The 20,664-nt window shown below is 42.6% G+C and carries 14 protein-coding genes and 2 pseudogenes; 8 read left to right on the top strand and 8 right to left on the bottom strand.

Annotation, left to right across the window (positions count from 1 at the left end; genetic code table 11):
* Nucleotides 1-593: 593 nt before the first annotated feature.
* The 5 genes and pseudogenes from AACW75_RS21520 to dinB (AACW75_RS21500) form a co-directional block, all read left to right on the top strand.
* Nucleotides 594-2,828 carry an outer membrane protein assembly factor BamB family protein gene (locus AACW75_RS21520; protein ID WP_145572199.1) on the top strand — a complete coding sequence of 745 codons (2,235 nt, stop codon included), beginning with the start codon at nucleotides 594-596 and terminating at the stop codon, nucleotides 2,826-2,828.
* A 56-nt stretch (nucleotides 2,829-2,884) separates the two neighbouring features.
* Complete coding sequence (locus AACW75_RS21515; protein WP_145572198.1) at nucleotides 2,885-4,525, top strand: FAD-binding protein; 1,641 nt, start codon at nucleotides 2,885-2,887, stop codon at nucleotides 4,523-4,525.
* Between the two features lie 439 nt (nucleotides 4,526-4,964).
* A pseudogene (locus AACW75_RS21510) lies at nucleotides 4,965-5,183 on the top strand (diguanylate cyclase); the annotation flags it as partial.
* Between the two features lie 349 nt (nucleotides 5,184-5,532).
* The gene (dinB, locus tag AACW75_RS21505; protein ID WP_061024069.1) at nucleotides 5,533-6,582 is read left to right on the top strand and encodes a DNA polymerase IV; all 1,050 of its coding nucleotides are present in this window, start codon (nucleotides 5,533-5,535) and stop codon (nucleotides 6,580-6,582) included.
* A gap of 162 nt (nucleotides 6,583-6,744) precedes the next feature.
* Nucleotides 6,745-7,764 (top strand): annotated as a pseudogene (dinB, locus tag AACW75_RS21500) (DNA polymerase IV); the annotation flags it as partial.
* Nucleotides 7,765-7,895: 131 nt separating this feature from the next.
* On the opposite strand, the gene AACW75_RS21495 reads toward dinB (AACW75_RS21500), so the two are convergent.
* Complete coding sequence (locus AACW75_RS21495; protein ID WP_145572196.1) at nucleotides 7,896-9,830, bottom strand: RecQ family ATP-dependent DNA helicase; 1,935 nt, start codon at nucleotides 9,828-9,830, stop codon at nucleotides 7,896-7,898.
* Between the two features lie 145 nt (nucleotides 9,831-9,975).
* On the opposite strand from AACW75_RS21495, the gene AACW75_RS21490 reads away from it, so the two are divergent.
* The 3 genes from AACW75_RS21490 to AACW75_RS21480 all read left to right on the top strand — a co-directional run bounded on the left by AACW75_RS21490 (nucleotide 9,976) and on the right by AACW75_RS21480 (nucleotide 13,011).
* Entirely contained in the window at nucleotides 9,976-10,449 is a 474-nt protein-coding gene (locus tag AACW75_RS21490) for a GreA/GreB family elongation factor (protein ID WP_135455452.1), read from the top strand.
* A gap of 88 nt (nucleotides 10,450-10,537) precedes the next feature.
* Complete coding sequence (locus AACW75_RS21485; RefSeq protein ID WP_081304111.1) at nucleotides 10,538-11,332, top strand: YggN family protein; 795 nt, start codon at nucleotides 10,538-10,540, stop codon at nucleotides 11,330-11,332.
* A 317-nt stretch (nucleotides 11,333-11,649) separates the two neighbouring features.
* Nucleotides 11,650-13,011, top strand: a complete 1,362-nt coding sequence (locus AACW75_RS21480) for a sodium-dependent transporter (RefSeq protein WP_145572195.1) — start codon at nucleotides 11,650-11,652, stop codon at nucleotides 13,009-13,011.
* A 181-nt stretch (nucleotides 13,012-13,192) separates the two neighbouring features.
* On the opposite strand, the gene lipA is transcribed toward AACW75_RS21480, so the two are convergent.
* The 7 genes from lipA to mrdA all read right to left on the bottom strand — a co-directional run bounded on the left by lipA (nucleotide 13,193) and on the right by mrdA (nucleotide 20,658).
* Nucleotides 13,193-14,158 (bottom strand): lipoyl synthase, encoded by a 966-nt coding sequence (gene lipA, locus AACW75_RS21475; protein WP_237297511.1) that lies wholly within the window; start codon nucleotides 14,156-14,158, stop codon nucleotides 13,193-13,195.
* A 4-nt stretch (nucleotides 14,159-14,162) separates the two neighbouring features.
* Complete coding sequence (lipB, locus tag AACW75_RS21470; RefSeq protein WP_004737632.1) at nucleotides 14,163-14,822, bottom strand: lipoyl(octanoyl) transferase LipB; 660 nt, start codon at nucleotides 14,820-14,822, stop codon at nucleotides 14,163-14,165.
* 194 nt (nucleotides 14,823-15,016) lie between these two features.
* Entirely contained in the window at nucleotides 15,017-15,292 is a 276-nt protein-coding gene (ybeD, locus tag AACW75_RS21465) for a DUF493 family protein YbeD (protein ID WP_017074224.1), read from the bottom strand.
* Nucleotides 15,293-15,526: 234 nt separating this feature from the next.
* On the bottom strand, nucleotides 15,527-16,708 hold the full coding sequence (locus tag AACW75_RS21460; protein WP_017074225.1) for a serine hydrolase: 1,182 nt from the start codon (nucleotides 16,706-16,708) through the stop codon (nucleotides 15,527-15,529).
* A gap of 93 nt (nucleotides 16,709-16,801) precedes the next feature.
* Entirely contained in the window at nucleotides 16,802-17,641 is an 840-nt protein-coding gene (locus AACW75_RS21455) for a septal ring lytic transglycosylase RlpA family protein (protein ID WP_145572193.1), read from the bottom strand.
* Between the two features lie 3 nt (nucleotides 17,642-17,644).
* Nucleotides 17,645-18,766, bottom strand: a complete 1,122-nt coding sequence (gene rodA, locus AACW75_RS21450; protein ID WP_102551504.1) for a rod shape-determining protein RodA — start codon at nucleotides 18,764-18,766, stop codon at nucleotides 17,645-17,647.
* Nucleotides 18,766-20,658, bottom strand: a complete 1,893-nt coding sequence (gene mrdA, locus AACW75_RS21445) for a penicillin-binding protein 2 (protein WP_145572192.1) — start codon at nucleotides 20,656-20,658, stop codon at nucleotides 18,766-18,768. Before mrdA ends, rodA begins: the two co-directional genes overlap by 1 nt.
* Nucleotides 20,659-20,664 lie beyond the last annotated feature (6 nt).

Genomic DNA, 20,664 nt, shown 5'->3' with positions numbered 1-20,664 from the left:
CAATTAAAAGAGATCAATCTTTTGAGGCATTATTCATATAGCTCATATTCGTTTTAACCCGTTCAGGCTGAAACACTTTTGTCCACCTTCGATTCAGCAAGGTCTTTGCTGAGTCATCTTTGCCCCATTCTGGGTTACCTGTCGAAGTTTGAGCAAAGATCATCGGATAGTTTTGATATAGAAAAGCTAATGATTGGCAAAAGGCAAGACCTGACCCCATTTACTGTGCAATTCAGACTTCCCCAACTTGCCATCCCTACAGTATGCAACTAGTATCACCCTGAGCATTGCTTTACGAGCATAACAAAGACTTGGTATTTCGCGTCTTATTGTCACTTTTAGCAATCCATTTGAATACTCACTGATTGTAAGTCTGCAACAACCAAGGCTATTTTGAGATCCTAGACCTGACAAGTGAATTCCAAATGCGATAAGTATGGCCGGTATGTCCCCTATTTTATTAGTGGAAGACAATCAAGATGACTAAGGGGCAGCGATACATGGCCTCAATTAATCCCCAGGCTCTTATTCTACCTATGTAGTCATTAGGTGTTTAAAGCATTAGAAACATTGAATATACATAAGGACTAATCATGTCAATACAAAATCTAAATACCTCATTTATAGCCATCAATCAATTCATGGCAAAAAGTTCGCTCGATTTAACCAATACTGAGTGGAATAACCAAGTCACAAGTTCTACTGCGGACATGACAGTGATTGAAAAAGATCAATATCTTTACGTTGGCACCAATGGTTATGTCTATCAGCTCAATGCCAAAACAGGCAATTTAATCGACACCAACAGTTTACACAAAACCCATCACAACAATATTCTGATGGCCATTTCTGATGACGGTAAATACCTTTACATCGGCACTGATGGTTATGCGATTTGTATCGATACTAATGATTTTACTAATGAAGTTTGGCGCAACGAAATCAGTGGTACCAGCAAAGATGTCACTATGGCCTGTCACGGTGACAAAGTTTATGCTGCCTGTAATGGTTATGCCTATCAATTAAATGCAGGCAACGGAAAAACCATAGCAACCAACAAACTCAAGCGCACACACAATCACGGCGTCAACCTCGCCATCAGCGACGATGGCAGCGCATTATATGTCGGTACTGATGGCTATGCCATTCGCATCAACACCAATGATTTCAGTCACGAAGCATGGCGCGAAGAAGTCAACAGTTCATCTGATATCGTTACCTTGTTATTAAAAGATGACATTCTTTATACCGCTTGTCACAACAATGCCCATAAACTGGATATCAGTAGCGGTAAACAGCTTGACCATTTGAGTATTTCTGACGCACACAGCAAACCGTTGAGCCTCGCCATCACTCCAGACGGCAAACGCTTGTTTATTGGCGTTAGTGGTGATGTGATAAGTGTTAAAACCGACCAATTTTCGACGCAAAGTTGGCGTATCAGCTTAACCGATGAAAAAAGCCAAGTGGCACTATTAGTAGATAGTGAAACTATCAATACTGGCTGTCGCGGCTACCTGCAACAACTTGATATCGATACCGGTAAAACTGTATTCAAAAATAGCTTTGCCGGCATCGGTAAAAACAATGTCGCCATGGTGCAAAATGAAGCGCAAAACCAACTCTACTTCGCCTCTGGTGGTTATGTGATTGCAATGGATTCCGTTCAACAACTCAATGCTGGCTGGGATATTGTTTTAGCTGAAAAGCTAACCCCAATGAATGAACAACTACAAGCGCTTTATGACGCGCAAAAATTACCAAAGCAAGTGGCAGACATTGAATTAGGTTGTCCACAAGTCGAGGCTGTTAATAGCCAAAACCAACAACAAGTGACACTATCGATTAGTGCTAAAGGTAAAATGAAAAAGCTATTTAGTGTTGATGGCATCCTTGCTGCAACCCTAGATTTAAGCCAAGTCGACTTAAATTTGGTTAAGCAAAGTGATCACCGTTATCAATTGCAGATTAATCTTGGTGCCAAAGTGATAAAAGACATTGACTTATCTCAACTCAAAGTCAAATTCATCGGTAAACCAATCGATATTGAGCAACAACACCAACATATTACCGAGTTACTCAATCAAGTGATTGAACAAATAGGCACAATCGAGCTTCCAATTAACATTGCCCTGCCTTTAGATACCGATAAAATCAAAACTGGGCTAGCGTATGTCTACAATCAAGAAGATCAAAACAACAGCTTTGTAGCCCTCATGCTTGCTAATGATGATACCTCATCTACCAGCCCATTATCGGCAAACACCATCTATCCAGCATCGGATTGTGATACCGCGCTAATCATTTCAAATCTCACCATCATGACATTTGTTCAAAATTTGCTTTATCAACAACTTGAAAACCAAGACTTATTCGTCGGTGATAATTTTATTAGCCTAGATGCCGACGTTTATCCAGCACGAGTGAGTAACAACGAAACCTCGCAAGAATCTAAGTATGACTGCGGCGCAGCAGTCAAAATCGAAAAAGGCCAGTTAAACAGTCAATTTTCATCCAGCAGTGAATTGGTCACTCATTTGAACTTACGTTACAAAGAGATCATCGTCAAAGTCAGCCATACTTACCACATCACAGTTAGCATTGGCTTAAGTGCAGAAGATGGCAAACTTCATCTGGCATTCAGTAATGATTACGATAGCTGTAGCGGCGGCACCACCTGCCATTACATCAAAAAAGCCGTCAAAGAAGCCTTAAGCGAATTCGAAGACTTATTCAGCCATGGTTTAACCATCAGCTTACCGGCAATTGATGTTCATCAAGTGCAATCACCAGGATTTATTCAAATCTGTGGTGCAATCAAAAACTAACTAAATCCCCCTCGCGCGACTCAATCGGTCGCGCATTTTCACCACCAGGATAAAACATGAAACCTTATATCGAAATACTCAACGACCAACAATGGCAAAATTGGCATCGCACCTTACATACAGGTGGCGAAGTCACTAAATTACTAAAACCCTACAACCAATTTGAACAACAAGCGGTATCACCAGACAGACCGTTTATCGCTGGCATGGCAGGATTACAAGCCATAATCGCCAAAGCCAAGCAAGCGCAAACCAAAGTGCGTGCTTATGGTTCAAAATGGTCACTCAATAACATCGCTTTTACTCAAGATTATATCGTCGATAGTAATCAACTCGACTATAGTTTGATTGGTATTGAAGACAATAACTATGTACAAAAAGACTACCAGGGTATCAAAGACCAGTTAGCTTTTGTTCAATGTGGCGTTATGGTCAAAACCCTCAACCAAAGACTTCAAGAGAAAAATCTTGCCTTACCAACCTCTGGGGCCAGCGATGGTCAAACCTTCATTGGCGCTGTATCTACTGGTACTCATGGTTCAGCCCATGCCATTGGCGCAATGGAAAACTATGTCCGTGGTATTCATTTAGTCACCTTAGATGAACAACTGGTATTTTTACAGCGAGCGTCAGATCCGGTGATCACCGATGAATTTTGTGATTGGCTCACTAACACCAAACTGATTAATGACGATGAGCTATTCAATGCCGCCCTCGTTGGATTTGGCTCTTTCGGCCTAGTTCACGGTCTGTTAATTCAAACCGAACCACTCTACTTGCTAGAAAAGTTCGTGAAAAAAATGCAATTCACACCAAAGGTAAAACACGCCATCTGTACCATGGACGTGGAAGGCTTAGGGCTGCCCAAAGGTAATGAATTACCCTTTCATTTTGAAGTCGTACTTAACCCATATTACCTCAAAAAAGGTGAAGAAGGCGCGTTCATACGTGTGTTATACAAAAGCAAACTTCCAACAACTGACTTTTCAGTCCAACAATACCAAGAAGCCGCAGAGCAAAGTACAGATTTGTTTGATGCCAGCTATGGTATCAACCCAGAATCGTTCATTATTAAAAAAGTGCTAGCCAAGGCCATTCAAGTAGTGCTCGAAGAAGAAGTCAAACCAACCGATGGCAAGTTGATCCCAGGATTGCCAGGGCAACAATTTGGTAGTGATAATCCACCGGATCCGACTTCCCCCGCCCCACTGCCTGGCACAAGCATAGAAATAAGCGTACCGCTTGATAGAGTTGGCGATGCCATGGATTTAATACTCAAAATCACCAAGAAACATCCATTTGGTGCACCGTTAGCATTCCGTTATGTGAAAAACTCACGCGCGAGCTTAGCATTCACCCAATACGGCCCAATTTCAGTCGCCATGGAGATGCCAGGTTTAGACGACCCGCTAAACTTTGCCAGTAAAGGCCATCAAGCCATATTCGATGCTTTAGCAGAAAGCGATATTCCACATGCATACCATTGGGGTCAGGCACTACCACAAAACAATCAATGGGTAGATCAAAGCTACGATACGAAAAGACTCAACAACTGGAAAGCAAGCCGCTTGAAATTACTAGGTGAACAAGGCTGCAAAATGTTTAGTAATAAACTAACTGAAAAAATAGGTCTATGGGCCCACCACCAGATGAAACGTGACACCTCACCCTCTGTGCGACATTCAGGTGCTGCATAAATATATTGTGATTACCGAAGGAGGTTGACGGTCTAATTACCGAAGGACTCTGTCATAGTCTTATTAATAGTAGTCAACTATGACAGGTCTGCTTCTATTCGATAATTGATGCCTCGGCACGAGCTTCCCGTAGCTCTCTTGTATTCAGCTTTTCTTCAAGCCAGATGTTCCTTACTGTTGAGTGGCTAATCGAGATGTTAAAACGCTTTCTCATCTCACCACTGATCCTGATCGATGTTAGGTGAGGTAAATTGAGCGTTAATGAGATGACGACATTTTGAGTCTTTTCATCGATGCGGTTACTGTGCCTTGGTTGGCCATACAAGCGTTTAAGGTTTCAAGATACTTATTCTAATCTAGAACGAGTGCGTTAGACCTTAAACTCTAACGCGTTTATGTCCAGAGGCGTGTCAGCATGATCGTCGCTGGCATGCCCCCAGTTTTTATGTTCAGCAAGGGATCGGATATCCCGTGCCTTCAAGTATGTTGTCATATGAGTTCAGTAAAACGGAACTGTACTGCAGAAAGGTGCTTGGGCGCATACTTCGAGTTAACTCTTCAGAAGTACAACATGCTTGGTTATTTACCTTTGCTGAGCCAAATCTAATTGAGTTTGCAGAGCGAATTGAAGATGACATTCAGGAGTCATGTCTTTATGCCCACATGAGAGAGCAAAACAAACCTCAGATTCCCATTCAGCGTAATGCTTCTAGTAATTCTCGCTCTTTGCTGAAGAGAGTAACGGCTCGAATGTTACTTGGGGAAGTAACGGTGCCCATGTCTATGAAGACGGTTTCGGAGGGAGTCTAAGAGTATTTGATGAGCTTCAGCTTGGGGCATTTTGGAAAGGGTTATTTCGGCTTTTTCATCTATATAGTTGAACACTGCATCGTTAGATTCTTTTGCTAATATCAGATTTGAATTGCTATAATGCTGTGCAAATACACAGTGCAAAGGTGTTGAAAAAGGTTTATGCACCTAAACCATTCAAAAACATCGATTAAAGTATGCGAAAAATAATTCACATTGATCTCGACAGTTACTATGTCTCTGTAGAAGCAAGGGACAACCCCTCTTTACGTGGAATTCCTCTAGCAGTTGGAGGGAAAAATGGTCGCGGTGTTATTGCAACTTGTAGTTATGAGGCGAGAGCTTTTGGTGTGCGTTCGGCTATGTCTACAACAAAAGCGTTACAACTTTGCCCAAGCTTAACAGTAGTGTCTGGAAATATGGAAAAGTATAAGGCGGTATCTAGGCAAATCCATGAAATATTTAGACGGTATACGGATGTAATAGAGCCACTATCCTTAGACGAGGCGTATTTAGATGTCACAGGTTCTAAGCTGTTTCAAGGTTCAGCAACTTTAATTGCAGAAGACATACGCAAGTCTATTCAAACTGAATTGAATTTAACGGCTTCGGCAGGAGTTTCCCCATTAAAGTTTGTTTCTAAAGTCGCTTCAGATGTGAATAAACCTAATGGTATATGTATTGTCCCACCTTCTGAGATCCAAACTTTTATAGACGAATTAGAATTAGGGAAAATAAATGGTGTTGGGAAGGTGACGTTAGAGAAATTAAACAAACTCGGCTTATATAAAGGGGATGATGTTAAGAATTTCGATAAAAACACTTTGATTTCAAAATTTGGCAAATTCGGACATACACTTTGGCAAAGGTGCAATGGTATTGATGATAGAGATATTGTTGTCGAAAGGATTAGAAAGTCAGTAGGGGTTGAACGGACATATTTAAATGATATTCATAGTTTGGATGAATGCATACTAGCAATAAAGCCTTTGTATGTCGAATTAGAGCAAAGGTTAGAAAAAGCGCTTGCAGATAAAGTGATCACGAAACTCGGTGTAAAGTTAAAGTTCAACGATTTTCAACAAACAACGGTTGAACATAAGTATGATGAAATGGATATGCAGTTTTTTATCAAGTTATGTGAAGAAGCCGTTGCTAGAAGTCATGGACGAAGTATACGTTTAGTCGGATTAAGTGTTGGTATTGAACCCAAGAAATCAACGGATCAATTACAACTCCCTTTGTGATTTTTGTAAGTGGATTTTTAAGAAAATGCCAGTTTTTTACATAAATTTCTCGGATTTTTTTGTAAGGTTTTTTTGTTAGTAAGAATTTTTATCTAAACCTATGTTATAAAAACGAATTCACTTACTCAGCCAGTCAAACTTACATTTTTCACCTAAGGGTTCTTCAACGCAGCTGTAGAAATGCGAGACAACCCGTCTTACCGAAATCGTCCGCTTGCGGTCGGCGGGCATGAAAAGCAACGAGGTGTGTTGAGTACGTGTAATTATGAAGCTCGCAAGTTTGGGGTTCGTTCTGCCATGCCGACGGGGAAAGCGCTCCAACTCTGCCCCAGTTTGTTGGTTGTGCCTGGACGAATGTCGGTCTATGTCGAGATATCTAAAAAGATCCGCGAAATTTTTTCTCGATACACATCAGTCATTGAACCTCTCTCTTTAGATGAAGCTTTTCTTGATGTCACAGATTCTAAGTTGTGTCACGGCTCGGCCACACTTATTGCAGAATCGATTCGTCGTGATATCTGGAATGAACTCAATTTGACGGCTTCGGCTGGCGTTGCTCCGATTAAATTCTTGGCTAAAGTGGCCTCCGATATGAATAAGCCTAACGGACAATTTGTTATCCCTCCACAAGATGTACAAGGAGTCATTGATGAATTGCCTCTCGAAAAGATTCCCGGCGTGGGTAAAGTGAGTATTGAAAAATTGCATCAGGCGGGCTTTTTTACTTGTCAGGATATTAAAGCATCTGACTACCGCGATTTGTTGCTCAGATTTGGCCGTCAAGGTGCGTCGTTATGGAAGCGCAGCCATGGCATTGATGATCGAGAAGTGATCATTGAGCGTGAGCGAAAATCGGTAGGGGTAGAGCGAACGTTTACTCAAAATATTTCTACTTACGCGGAGTGCTGGCAGGTGATAGAGGAGAAGCTGTTTCCTGAGCTTGAAACTCGTTTAGAAAAAGCCAGCCCAAGTAAAGCGATCATCAAGCAAGGCATTAAACTTAAATTCGCTGATTTTCAACAAACAACGATCGAGCACATACACGTCTCTCTCGATCGTGAATATTTTAAAGAGCTTTTGAGTGAGATATTAAAAAGGCAGCAGGGGAGAGAAATTCGACTACTTGGTTTGAGCGTGATGCTGCAACCTAAAGATAAGATGCGTCAGTTGAGCTTCTTTTAAATTACCTTGCTTAGAGCTTAGAGCTTAGAGCTTAGAGCTTAGAGCTTAGAGCTTGATTCGAAATACTGTTATATGAAAGCCAACTAGGCTTACTCTGCCTAGTTGGTTTCGATTCAATTGAGGTCGGCGGGTTATCTAGGGAGTTGCTTTACTCGTGTTAGGGTTTCACTGAATGGCTGTTGCTCTAACTTGCCGTAACCGACCATTTTACTTGCTTTGAGTTTGGTTGAAAGCGGGGTTGCGATTCCGCATAGAAAGCGAGTAATGGCTTCGTCGGTAATCAGTTGTTGGCTTTTAGATACAAATTCATGAATCCATGTCATCACGGTTTCGTCATCAATTGGTTCAACATCGACGGTTGGCAAGATTGCAACCTTCCCTCGACATACCGAGCAATGTCCACAGTTTTTCGGGGCCTTGTCGTCGGCAAAGTAGCTTGCAAGGCGTGAGCTTAGGCAAGTCTCAGCTTCGAAGAAGCTTAGCATTTGGTTTAGGCGGTTTATTTCATTGTTCTCTTTTTCCTTAAACAATTCAGTTAGACGTTCCGATAACTGCATCATGTCTTCAGAGGTATTGTGGATCGCATACACATCTGTGATTTGTTTACTTTCTAGCTCAATCCAACCTTGTTCATTGAAGTAATCGATCGCTGTGATAACACGCTGACGATCAGCTTGGAAGTGTGTCCAAAGCGCGTCGAAATCGACTTGACACCATACTCTTGCTTGAGGGGAGCATTGAAAAATCGCTTCAACAAAACCACGACGCTCTCCCTGGAACTGTTCTGTGATCTGTTGCTTAGGTCGGATAAACTTAAATTTATAATCAGCAAAGTAGCTGTATTTTGGTTCAATAACCCCTTCGATTTCTAGATAAACCAGAAGCGTTTTTAGCGGAAGCTGACGAATGTTGGATTCACGCGATAGTTGATTAAGCATGATTTCCCACTGGTTCGATCCAGAAGCGCCAAGGTTATGATTCTCGTAGATCTCTTTCAATACTGCTTGAATCGATATGCTGTCTGGCGTATCGCCAAAGACGAAGTTCTCTAGAGTACTTAGACCATGCTTGTTAGCGAGTAAGATGCATTCTGATGGTTGCCCATCTCGGCCTGCTCGTCCTATCTCTTGTGAGTAATTCTCTATTGATTTTGGCAAGTCGAAGTGAATCACTCGGCGAATGTTTGATTTGTCGACACCCATACCAAAGGCAATCGTTGCCACAATACAATTTACTTCGTCATTCATGAATTGATGTTGGATAACATCTCTGTTTTCTGGCTTAAGACCCGCATGGTAAGCCATGGCATCAACCCCAGCATTACGTAACTGTTGAGCGACCATTTCTGCTGTCTGTTGAAGGGTCACATAGACAATTGTGGGAGCTTGAGAGGCTTTATTTACCAATGTACATAAAGTTTCTAACTTGACGGCTTGCGTACAAGGTTGAATAGAGAGGTCAAGGTTTTCACGGTAGAAACCGGTAACGACAACTCGATCTTCATCGATTGAAAATTTAGACTTCATATCTTGAATAACCGATGTTGTCGCGGTTGCCGTTAGCAGTAATACTTGAGGAATATTAAGCTGTTTTTGGTATTGGGGAAGTTTCAGGTAATCAGGTCTAAAATTGTGTCCCCATTCTGAGATACAGTGCGCTTCATCGACGACAAGCATAGAGATTGGTACTTGGGAGATAAACTGGCGAAAGCGTTCGTTCTTAAGACGCTCAACCGAGATCATCAGGATCTTGGTGTCTCCGTTACGTACAGATTGCATCACCTGCTGCGTCGTTTGCCTGTCTTGACTTGATTCTATTGCTGCTGCGCTGATCCCTTTGCTGTGTAGAAAGCTGAGCTGGTCTTTCATTAAAGCTAACAGTGGCGATATGACTAAAGTTAAATGTGGTAATTCTAGTGCTGGTAATTGATAACAAAGTGACTTACCTGAGCCTGTAGGGAATATGGCTGCAGTAGAGTGACCAGATAAAACATTGTCGATGACTTGCTTTTGGCCATGACGCAGTGAATCGAATCCGAATACTTGTTTTAGCTTCTGCTCAATCATTTATGTTCTACCTGAGTTATTAAGTGTCGTATTGATGCTAAATCGGGCGCCTTTTGATGATAGCGCTGCTTGATGAATCAAATGTCTTGCACCTGATTGTACCTAATTCTATTCTGTAGCTCCTATAGAAAAGCACCCCAAAAGTATGAATAAGCCTGAGCTTCGACAAATAATCATAGAGCAACTCGAATCCCGATTAGGTATCGCACAATCTGCGACTCAGCGTGCCATAGATGCTGCGACTGATGAAGAGACAGTACCAGAACATAAGTACGATACATTGGCATTAGAAGCCTCGTACCTTGCACATGGTCAAGCTGTAAGAGTGCAAGAGTGTGAAGACGACATTCAGTGTTATCGCAACTTAGTGTTACGCGATAGTGAGCGAATTACGGTGAGCAGTTACGTTGTGGTTGTTGACGAGCATGATAAATATAAACACTTTTTTATGGGGCCGAGAGTCGGCGGACTTTCTGTCACGTGGAATGATAATGAAGTCGCTATCGTGACGGCGAATGCACCTTTTGGCCAGGCTCTAATGGGTAAAGAAGTCGGTGATGAAGTTGAGTTTAAGGTCGCAGATAAACAGTTTTGCTACGAAGTAATATCTATCGACTAACTGAGTAACGGATATATATAAAACGTTTCTCTGACAAAGAAGCATATACCAAGGGTATAGTAATCGGTCAGATTGATGAGAGGATGTTATGAAAAACAATGTATTTATGAAAAACAAAATATTTATTAAAAACAATGTATTAATCGCATCGTTAACAGCGGTAATCTCTTTTGTGAGCCTGCCAACTTTTGCTGCTCAGTGTCGAGTTGATTTGAAAAATGAATTGCGAATCGATGACCAAAAAGTCGAAATCCATCAAGTGAATGGTGATACTGCCGTTTTCGATGGCAACAACGACTTATATATTCATGGTGAGAAGGTTGAGCTTGATGCCGACCAACAAGCGGCGATTGAAAAATACCGCGAAAGCATGAGTGAGTACTTACCACGAGCGAAACAAATGGCGAACGATAGCCTAGCGTTAGCTAATGACGTGATTGATGATATTGCGGCTAGCCTCGATTCACCTGAGTCATTTGATAATGTAAAAGAATCAATGAAAACTTACTTTGCTGAACTGGAAGCTCGTTACTACAAAGATGGCGAGTTAGTGTTACCAGCAGACAGTTTTGATTCGATGGCCAATGGTTGGTCTGAAGATTTCGAGAAAGCGAAAGAAATCTTTAATCAAGAATTTATCTCCAGCGCTTTTAATGCGATGTCAGAAAAAATGAAACAAGACGGTGGTCTAAACCTGACTGAATTGGCTGATAGCATGGCTGAATTAAAGCTTAAAGTTGAAGAGCGAATGAAAGAACACTCTCAACAAGTGCAAGAGGAAGCGAATGAGTTCTGTGATTCGCTTGATGAGATGGCAGAACAAGAGCAAGAGCTGCATGAAATCATTCCGAACCTAAAAGACTATCAAGTATTCACGATCTAATCTGAATCGACTGATGAATCACAAGAGCACCGTTTGGTGCTCTTTTCGTATGTATGTGCTTATGGATGTAGGTATTTATGGATCTATAGGTTCAGCCGCACGAGTATTTAATCCGATACATACTCTTTATTTTTTAGGTCTATATCTTGATTGGTCGTTATTTGGCAAACGATAAGATCAGTTAGTTGTTAATTATGTGGTTCTAAATAGCGTATCGATTGTAAAAATAAGAGAATTATTCATTTATTGGTTGTGCCTATCATTGCTTTTTATTACTGTACTTCCCAACTAGTTCACTGATTTTTGATGCGGGCAATATGAACCAACAATCTTCCTCTTCAAGAGAGCACTTTAGCTCTCGTTTAGGTTTTATTTTAGCAGCGGCGGGTGCAGCGGTTGGCTTGGGTAATATTTGGGGCTTCCCAACTCAAGTTGCCAGTAACGGTGGTGGCGCTTTTCTCTTAGTCTATTTGATCATGATCTTCGTGGTCGCTTTCCCAATGCTGGTGGTTGAGATGGCTATTGGTCGTCACGGTCAAGCAAACCCTGTCGATAGCATGCGTTCTTTGACTACGAACCCTTTGGGTAAGAAAGTCGGTGAGTTTGTCGGTTGGGTCGGATTGAGTGTGCCAAGCGCCGTGTTGGCATTTTATAGTATTGTTGGTGGCTGGTTGATCTGCTTCCTCATTGGTGCTGTCGCTGATCTGATTGGTCTAGAGACGATTGCTGATTGGTTTAAAGGCTTCAGTGTTGAACGAAACGTATTTGGTACTGTTGTGTTTTATGTACTGACTATCTTGATTGTGCAGGGCGGTGTTAAGCAAGGTATCGAGAAATGGTCGACTCGTTTGATGCCTGCGCTGTTTGTTTTGTTTGGCTTACTGTTTGTTTACATCATGACCCAAGCTGGCGCGATGGAAGGCCTGAAACATTACCTAGTTCCAGACTTTGAGAAAGTTTGGGATAGAAAACTGATTCTAGCGGCAATGGGGCAAGGTTTCTTCTCGCTGACTATTGGTGGTTGCTCGATGTTGGTTTATGGCTCTTACTTAAGTAAGAAAGAGAACCTGCCAAAAATGGCAATGAACGTTACCTTAGTCGATACCGCTGTTGCGTTTATTGCGGGTTTAGTCGTCATGCCTGCAATGTTTGTTGCGATGCAAAAAGGTGTTCAAATCTACGCTGAAGATGGCTCATTATTAAGCTCTGACACGCTAGTATTTACGGTTCTGCCGTTGATGTTTGATAGCTTAGGCGTGCTTGGCCAGATCTTCGCGATTGTCTTCTTTTTGTTGCTAACGATTGCCGCGCTAACTTCATCGATTTCGATGCTGGAAGGGCCTGTAGCGCTAGTGAGCGAGCGTTTCAATACCAGACGAACACCAACGAGTTGGGTAATTGGTAGTGTTATCGCGTTGTTTAGTGTGGTGATTGTCTACAACTTTGCCGCGATGTTTGGATTGGTTGCGATGATAGCGACTCAGTACCTTCAACCGGTTGCTGCACTGATGTTCTGCCTATTTGGTGGCTGGGTATGGAGCCGAGCTTCAAAAGTGAAAGAGCTTGAGCAAGGTTGCCCTGATTTCCAATTGGGTTGGTTTGGTAAAGTGTGGCCAATGTATGTGAAGTTCGTGTGCCCAATCTTAGTGGCGACGGTTCTCTGGGCTTCATTTGGTTAACGCAGAGCCCATCTGGACTCTCTGAACCTAAACACTCAGAACTTGAAATGTTAAGCACAAAGCCACTCATAAGGAGTGGCTTTGTTGTTTCGATGTGAAGGTATAGCTGAACTTGCAAGATAGAAAAAAGGCGCTGAACATAATAGTCAGCGCCTTTGTATTTTTAGTTAAGTAATCGTGACTACTTAATTTCCATACCTTGCGCTTGTAGATCTGCATGGTAAGAAGAACGTACAAACGGGCCACAAGCTGCGTGAGTGAAGCCTAGTTCTAGAGCAATCTCTTTCAGCTCATCAAACTCTGAAGGCGGCACGTAGCGTTCTACTGGTAAATGGTGGCGGCTTGGCGCTAGGTATTGGCCAAGTGTCAGCATAGTTACACCATGCTCACGAAGGTCTTTCAGTACTTGAACGATCTCTTCTTTCGTCTCACCAAGACCCATCATCACACCTGATTTAGTTGGGATGTTTGGGTGCTGCTCTTTGAATTTTCTCAACAGATCAAGAGACCACTTGTAGTTTGCGCCTGGACGCGCTTTACGGTATAGGCGTGGCGCTGTCTCTAGGTTGTGGTTGAAAACATCTGGCGGGTTATTTTTCATTAGATCAAGTGCCACATCCATACGACCGCGGAAGTCAGGAACCAGTGTTTCGATACGAATATTTGGATTTTGCTCGCGAATTTCACGGTTACAGTCAGCAAAGTGCTGAGCACCGCCATCACGCAGGTCATCACGGTCTACTGAAGTGATTACAACGTACTTCAGTTTCATGTCTTTAATCGTCTTAGCCAGTTTCTTCGGCTCTTCTGATTCAGGAGCAACAGGGCGACCATGGGCAACATCACAGAACGGGCAGCGACGAGTACAGATAGCGCCAAGAATCATAAACGTTGCCGTACCGTGGTTAAAACACTCGGCTAGGTTAGGGCAAGACGCTTCTTCACAAACTGAGTGCAGGTTGTTTTTACGCATTGCTGATTTGATTTCTTGAATACGATGGCTGTCTGAAGGAAGTTTAATCTTCATCCATGCAGGTTTACGTAGAACTTCTTTCTGTTCAGCAGGCATATTCTTTACGGGAATTAATGCCATTTTGTCAGCGTCACGATATTTAACGCCTTTTTCCATTTGGATTGGTTTGCTCATGATTTTATGCTTCTGCTGTAATGTTACTGGTGGCTTGAATGTCTACTTGGTCATAGCCGAGTAGTTCTACTAGCTCTTGTATTAACTGTTGCTCAACGTTTTCTAGTTCACTTGGTCCGCCGAGTTGGCTTACCTGCGCCATTTCCATGCCTTGGTAACCGCATGGGTTAATGCGTAGGAATGGAGACAGGTCCATATCGACGTTGAGTGCTAGCCCGTGGAATGAGCAGCCACGTCGAATTCGTAATCCGAGTGAACAGATTTTCTTGCCATCGACATAAACACCAGGAGCGTCAGGTCGGGCAGCTGAATCTATATTGTAAGCTTTCAGAGTATTGATTACGAGGTTCTCGATATGAGTCACCAAATCACGCACTCCGAACTTCTTGCGGCGGATGTTAATCAGAAAGTAAGCAACTAATTGGCCTGGGCCGTGGTAAGTCACTTGGCCACCGCGGTCGCTTTGTATCACAGGGATGTCACCGGCATTTAATACATGCTCAGCTTTGCCTGCTTGTCCTTGAGTGAAGACTGGATTGTGCTCAACCAACCAAACTTGGTCTACGTCTTCTTCCGTGCGTTCGTCTGTGAACTTATGCATGGCTTTCCATACAGGTTCGTAATCCTGACGGCCTAATTTTTTTACGATTAGCTTATTTTGCAAAGCAGCACTCCCTCAAGGATTAATAAAGTGAACGCATTATAAACGCGAAATAGGTTTCTAACTACAGACGGACTGCAAGGTTTTTCAACTTTCTTTGTATTTATTGAAAATTAAGTTGAATGCTTTTGTCAGTAATCCGGTGTTTCAAACAAAAACAGCGGCAATAAGCCGCTGTTTTCATGTTCAATTGTAGATTACAGAACCATACGAACGATTTCGATGTCGCCTAGTTCTTTGTATAAAGTTTCTACTTGCTCAATTGAAGTCGCTGTAATGTTGATAGAAACAGAGTGGTAGTTTCCTTTCGCACTCGGTTTTAGTGTTGGGCTATAGTCACCAGGAGCATGACGCTGGATCACTTCTAGCACTAGCTCAGTAAGTTCTGGCTTCGCGTAGCCCATTACTTTGTAAGTGAATGAACAAGGGAACTCTAAGAGATCTTTTAGTTTTGCATCAGAATTGATGTTCATGGTTAGCTCCAAAAGGCTAGACTCTCGCTAATTGGCGAAATGTCGATAAAAGCGTGTTCGGTCAACAGACACGAATAATAAGGCGGAATATTACGTGTAAATATCATCGAACTCAAGATCAACAAAAGCCGCACATAGCGGCTTTTGTTTAACTGAAGAGTAAATAGTTAACTTACTCATCAGGTTAGCTTTGCAAGAAGCGAATGTGTTGCTTAGAACAAACTTTTGACTTGTTTAAAATAAACCTTTGAACAGCAGTACTAGGTAGTCCCACAGGCGGCTAAATAGGCTGCCTTGGTCTACATTTTCAAGTGCAAGTAGTGGGTATTCAGCAACGTCTTCACCATCAACTTGGTAGAATAGTTTACCGACAACATCGCCTTTGCTGATTGGTGCTTCCAGTTCTTTCTCAAGAACAAAGCTTGCCTTCAGGTTCTTAGCTTGGCCACGAGGCAGAGTAACGAACGTATCTTCGTCGACACCTAGTGCAACCGTATCTTGGCTACCCATCCAGATTTTTTCTTCTACGAAGGTTTCACCCGCTGTGTGTGGTGCCACTGTTTCGAAGAAACGGAAACCGTAGCTTAATAGCTTTTTGCTTTCTGTTTTACGAGCATTAGCATTTTTAGTTCCCATCACAACCGCAACTAGGCGCATTTTGCCTTCTGTCGCTGAACTTACTAGGCTGTAGCCAGCATTGCTCGTGTGACCCGTTTTGATGCCATCAACGTTCATGCTCTTATCCCATAACAGACCATTACGGTTGTACTGGGTGATGCCGTTGTAAGTGAATTTTTTCTGTGAGTAGATACGGTATTCATCAGGAACGTCGCGAATCAATGCCTGACCAAGTAGAGCCATATCGTAAGGTGTAGAGTATAGATTCGGGTTATCTAGACCGTGCACATTAGCAAAGTGCGTGTCTTTCATGCCGATAGAGCTTGCCCATGCGTTCATTAGGTCAACAAATGCGTCTTCAGAACCCGCAATGTGTTCTGCCATTGCAACACAAGCATCGTTACCTGATTGAATGATGATGCCACGGTTTAGTTCTTCAACTTTAACCGTTGTACCAACTTCAATAAACATCTTAGATGAGTCAGGGAAGTTTTTAGCCCAAGCATTTTCACTGATAACAACGTCATCAGTTAGATTGATGTTGCCACGATCTAGCTCTTGGCCGATCACGTAGCTCGTCATCATCTTAGTTAAACTTGCTGGAGAAAGCTGAGTGTTCATCTCTTTCTCAGCTAGTATTTTGCCTGAATGGTAATCCATCAGAACAAAACCTTTAGCGGCGATTTGTGGTGCATCAGGAACAACAATTGGAGCGGCGAATGACGATGTAGCTATCGTTGCAGAAAGAGCAACAGAAGTAGCAAAAATCGATTTAACAAGTTTATTAGATTTAATCATTTTGAATGCAATTATTTGGTGAACTATTCATATATTAACAGAATCACTCTGTCACACCAGAGCGCTGATTACCAGAAGTAACTGTTAGATTAATTAGCGAGTTAACGTGTGTTTCTTTATATAAGCTGACGGGTAACCCATTAGCCTAACCTGTTCCAGTTTCTCTTGAGTCAGAGCATAGTCATGAAATGGCCCAAGCATTAATCGGTAGTTGTCATCATTTGGCTGCAAGAACGTTGCTACAGCTAGCTTTTCACCTAGATCTTGGGCTAACTTCTCAGTTCTATCTTCATGTGGAGATGTGGCTACCTGAATAATAAATTGCGGTAAAGCAGCCTTTTTATTCGCGTCGGTTGGCATAGCTACAGTGATAACTTCTATTTCAACATTTGCTGTGCCTGTTCTCAATACATCGAGCTTGTAAGCCGCCGCATAACTAAGGTCAATGATTCGTCCTTCATGGAATGGACCTCGGTCATTGATACGAACAATCGTCGTCTTGTCGTTGTCGGTGTTAGTTACTTTTACATAGCTTGGAATAGGTAATGTTTTGTGAGCTGCAGACATAGAATACATGTCGTAGATCTCACCGTTTGACGTTAAATGGCCATGAAACTTTTTACCGTACCAAGATGCTTTGCCTTTCTCGGTAAATCCTTCCGTTTTTTTGACGATTTTGTAGTCTTCACCACGCAAAGTGTAATTACTGTTACCGCCTAAGCTATAAGGTTCATACTGCGGGTGAGCGTCTTCTAGGTGCTCGACTGATATTGGCGTATCTGGCGCAATATCAGAATCAATGTCGTAGCGACCTTTTTGTTCTTGGGAAGAACAGCCATTAATCAAAACCGCCAAGCCGACGATAGACAGCATTTTTTTGATTGGCAGTTCATTGACCAAAGATGTTTTTAGGGGAAATGCTTTAATAGACATCAATTAGGTCGCCTTTGAGAATGCTTTTCTGTGTGTATGGATCGACATTAAAATACCAAAACCAGCCATTAGGGTAACCATGGATGTACCGCCATAACTGACCAAAGGCAGGGGTACCCCAACCACTGGCAGAATGCCACTTACCATGCCAATATTTACGAATATATAGACGAAGAAGCTCAGTACAATACTGCCGCCCATCATTCGACCAAATGCGGTTTGTGCTTGGCTCGCAAGAACTAAACCACGCCCAATGATAAATAGGTAGATAGCGAGTAAAAACAGAATGCCGATCATGCCCCATTCTTCGGCAATTACCGCAAAAATAAAGTCTGTGTGCCGCTCTGGAATGAACTCCAATTGAGATTGAGTACCTTGCAACCAGCCTTTTCCTGATATACCACCAGAACCTATCGCAATTTTACTTTGAATTATGTGGTAGCCCGCACCTAATGGATCTGATTCAGGATCAAAAAGGGTTCTTACACGTACTTTTTGATACTCACGCATCAAGAAGAACCACAAAATTGGAATAAAACCACCCAGCGCAATCGCTGCACTGGCAATGATTTTCCAACTGATCCCAGCCAGAAATATAACAAAGATACCTGACGCAGCGATGAGTATTGACGTACCTAAATCGGGTTGTTTAGCAATAAGGATCGTAGGGACAAACACCATCACTAGTGAAATGGCTAAGGTTTGGAAAGTCGGCGGGAGAGAGCGCTTACCAATGAATCGAGCCAGCATCAAAGGCACTGCTAGTTTCAATAACTCGGAGGGTTGGAATCGTACAAAACCAAAGTTTAACCACCGCTGTGCACCTTTCGAGGCTTCACCAAAAAACAATACGCCTAATAGCAAGATGACACCGCCAATAAATAGTAGCGGAGCTAAAGTCTCATAGGTACGAGGTGAAATTTGAGCTAAGAAGATCATGACGCCTAACGATAGAACCATACGCATAGCTTGACGATCCATCATCGCAAGGCTTTGTCCACTGGCGCTATACATGATCAATAAAGCGAAGCCCATTAAAACCAGAATGCCGAGTAACAGCGGTAGGTCTATATGTAGCCTTTCAAATAAGGCTCTATTTCGCCCAGTAGAGGGATCAAGTTTCATTATTTTATAGCCTTACTTTCATCATCTTCTGCAAGAATAATATGGTCGAAAATCTTTCTTACTACTGGACCACCATTTGATGAACCGCCACCTGCATTCTCTAATACAATGGTGACGACCGCTTCAGGATTTTCAAAAGGAGCGTAGCCGGTGAACAGCGCGTGATCGCGCAGATGCTCAGCAATTTCGTCGGCGTTGTATTCTTCATCTTCCTTCAAACCAAAGACTTGCGCAGTGCCTGATTTACCAGCAGAGGTGTAAGACATCTTCTGGAATGAGCGTCTTGCTGTTCCTTTTTTACCGTGGTTTACGAGTTTCATTCCTTCCTGGGCGATATCCCAGTATCTCTGTTTTACGCCTGTTATGGGTGGATATGTCTCGATTTCCGAAATAATTTGTTCATCGAATGGTCGCCCGTTTTCAATCGTTGAGCGTAATAGGTGAGGGGCTGTCACTTCGCCTTCATTGACTAATACTGAGGTCGCTTTGGCTATCTGCATAGGTGTTGCTGTCCAATAGCCTTGGCCAATGCCGACAGGGATGGTATCACCTTGATACCAAGGCACGCGGTGTCTTGCCATCTTCCATTCACGGGTTGGCATATTAGCTTTACTTTCTTCATAAATATCAATGCCAGTGTAGTCGCCAAAGCCGAATAGCATCATCCATTGAGATAAGCGGTCAATACCCAAATCAAAGGATATTTGGTAGAAGAAAGTATCGACGGACTCTTCAATGGCCTTCACGATATCAACTTTACCGTGACCCCAACGTAACCAGTCACGGAAAGGCTTAGTTTTGGAGTTCGGTATTTTCCAGTAACCAGGGTCGTTACGTGTTGTATTTGGCGTTATCACACCTTCTTGTAATGCAGCAACGGCAATGAAGGGCTTGATCGTAGACGCTGGTGGGTAAATACCTAGGGTTGCCCGGTTTACCAAAGGTCGGTCTTTGTTTTGAAGTAGAGCGTTATAACCTTTAGATGAAATACCATGCACAAACGCATTAGGGTCATAGCTTGGGCTAGATACCATTGCTAACACACCATTGTCTTTCGGATCCAGAACCACAGCCGATCCACGGCGCCCGTCGAGCAGTTTATGTACGTATAGTTGTAGGTTGATCTCTAAGTTGAGTACGATATCTTTGCCCGGAATAGAAGGGACAAATTTGAGAGTGCGAATAACTCGTCCACGACTGTTTACTTCGACTTCTTGATAACCAGCCGTGCCGTGCAACATGTCTTCGTAGTAGCGTTCAATACCAAGCTTACCAATATCGCGAGTGGCTTGATAATTAGCGTCTTTTTCTTCTCGGACTAAACGTTTCATGTCACGGTCGTTGATGCGAGATACATAACCGATTACGTGAGTAAGCACATCACCATAAGGGTAGAAGCGTTTCAACGTCCCGGTAACTTCAACGCCAGGGAATTTATGTTGGTTTACAGAAAAGACGGCAACTTGCTCTTCAGTGAGCTGATTTAGGATAGGTACTGATTTAAAGCGTCGAGAATTGCGACGATCACGATTAAAGCGCTCGATACGTTCTGGTGGAATCTCGATTAATGCTTGAAGACGGACGAGCGTATCATCCATATCTTTGATTTTTTCAGGTATGATCTCTAGGTTGAAAACGGGGCGGTTTTCGGCCAGAAGTACACCGTTGCGATCGTAAATCAAACCGCGATTGGGTGCGATTGGAACGACCTTGATACGGTTGTCGTTTGAGCGAGTTTTATAGTCCTGATATTGATTGACCTGAATGTTATACAGGTTAACAACCAACATCGACATCATCACTATGATCCCCATAAACGCAACAAAAGCACGGCTAGTAAATAGTCGTGCTTCTGCTTTGTAATCACGGATTTGGCTACGTTTACGTAACATTAACGC

This window comes from Vibrio sp. L3-7 (assembly GCF_963898195.1).
Classification (GTDB): Bacteria; Pseudomonadota; Gammaproteobacteria; order Enterobacterales; family Vibrionaceae; genus Vibrio; species Vibrio echinoideorum.
This window is presented reverse-complemented; position numbering and strand designations above follow the sequence as displayed.

What these genes read in the sequence shown, in the direction of transcription:
- AACW75_RS21520 (WP_145572199.1), top strand. Translation starts at nt 594, where the DNA reads ATGTCAATACAAAATCTAAATACCTCATTTATAGCCATCAATCAATTC.
- AACW75_RS21515 (WP_145572198.1), top strand. Translation starts at nt 2,885, where the DNA reads ATGAAACCTTATATCGAAATACTCAACGACCAACAATGGCAAAATTGG.
- dinB (WP_061024069.1), top strand. Translation starts at nt 5,533, where the DNA reads ATGCGAAAAATAATTCACATTGATCTCGACAGTTACTATGTCTCTGTA.
- AACW75_RS21495 (WP_145572196.1), bottom strand. Translation starts at nt 9,830, where the DNA reads ATGATTGAGCAGAAGCTAAAACAAGTATTCGGATTCGATTCACTGCGT.
- AACW75_RS21490 (WP_135455452.1), top strand. Translation starts at nt 9,976, where the DNA reads ATGAATAAGCCTGAGCTTCGACAAATAATCATAGAGCAACTCGAATCC.
- AACW75_RS21485 (WP_081304111.1), top strand. Translation starts at nt 10,538, where the DNA reads ATGAAAAACAATGTATTTATGAAAAACAAAATATTTATTAAAAACAAT.
- AACW75_RS21480 (WP_145572195.1), top strand. Translation starts at nt 11,650, where the DNA reads ATGAACCAACAATCTTCCTCTTCAAGAGAGCACTTTAGCTCTCGTTTA.
- lipA (WP_237297511.1), bottom strand. Translation starts at nt 14,158, where the DNA reads ATGAGCAAACCAATCCAAATGGAAAAAGGCGTTAAATATCGTGACGCT.
- ybeD (WP_017074224.1), bottom strand. Translation starts at nt 15,292, where the DNA reads ATGAACATCAATTCTGATGCAAAACTAAAAGATCTCTTAGAGTTCCCT.
- AACW75_RS21460 (WP_017074225.1), bottom strand. Translation starts at nt 16,708, where the DNA reads ATGATTAAATCTAATAAACTTGTTAAATCGATTTTTGCTACTTCTGTT.
- AACW75_RS21455 (WP_145572193.1), bottom strand. Translation starts at nt 17,641, where the DNA reads ATGTCTATTAAAGCATTTCCCCTAAAAACATCTTTGGTCAATGAACTG.
- rodA (WP_102551504.1), bottom strand. Translation starts at nt 18,766, where the DNA reads ATGAAACTTGATCCCTCTACTGGGCGAAATAGAGCCTTATTTGAAAGG.
- mrdA (WP_145572192.1), bottom strand. Translation starts at nt 20,658, where the DNA reads ATGTTACGTAAACGTAGCCAAATCCGTGATTACAAAGCAGAAGCACGA.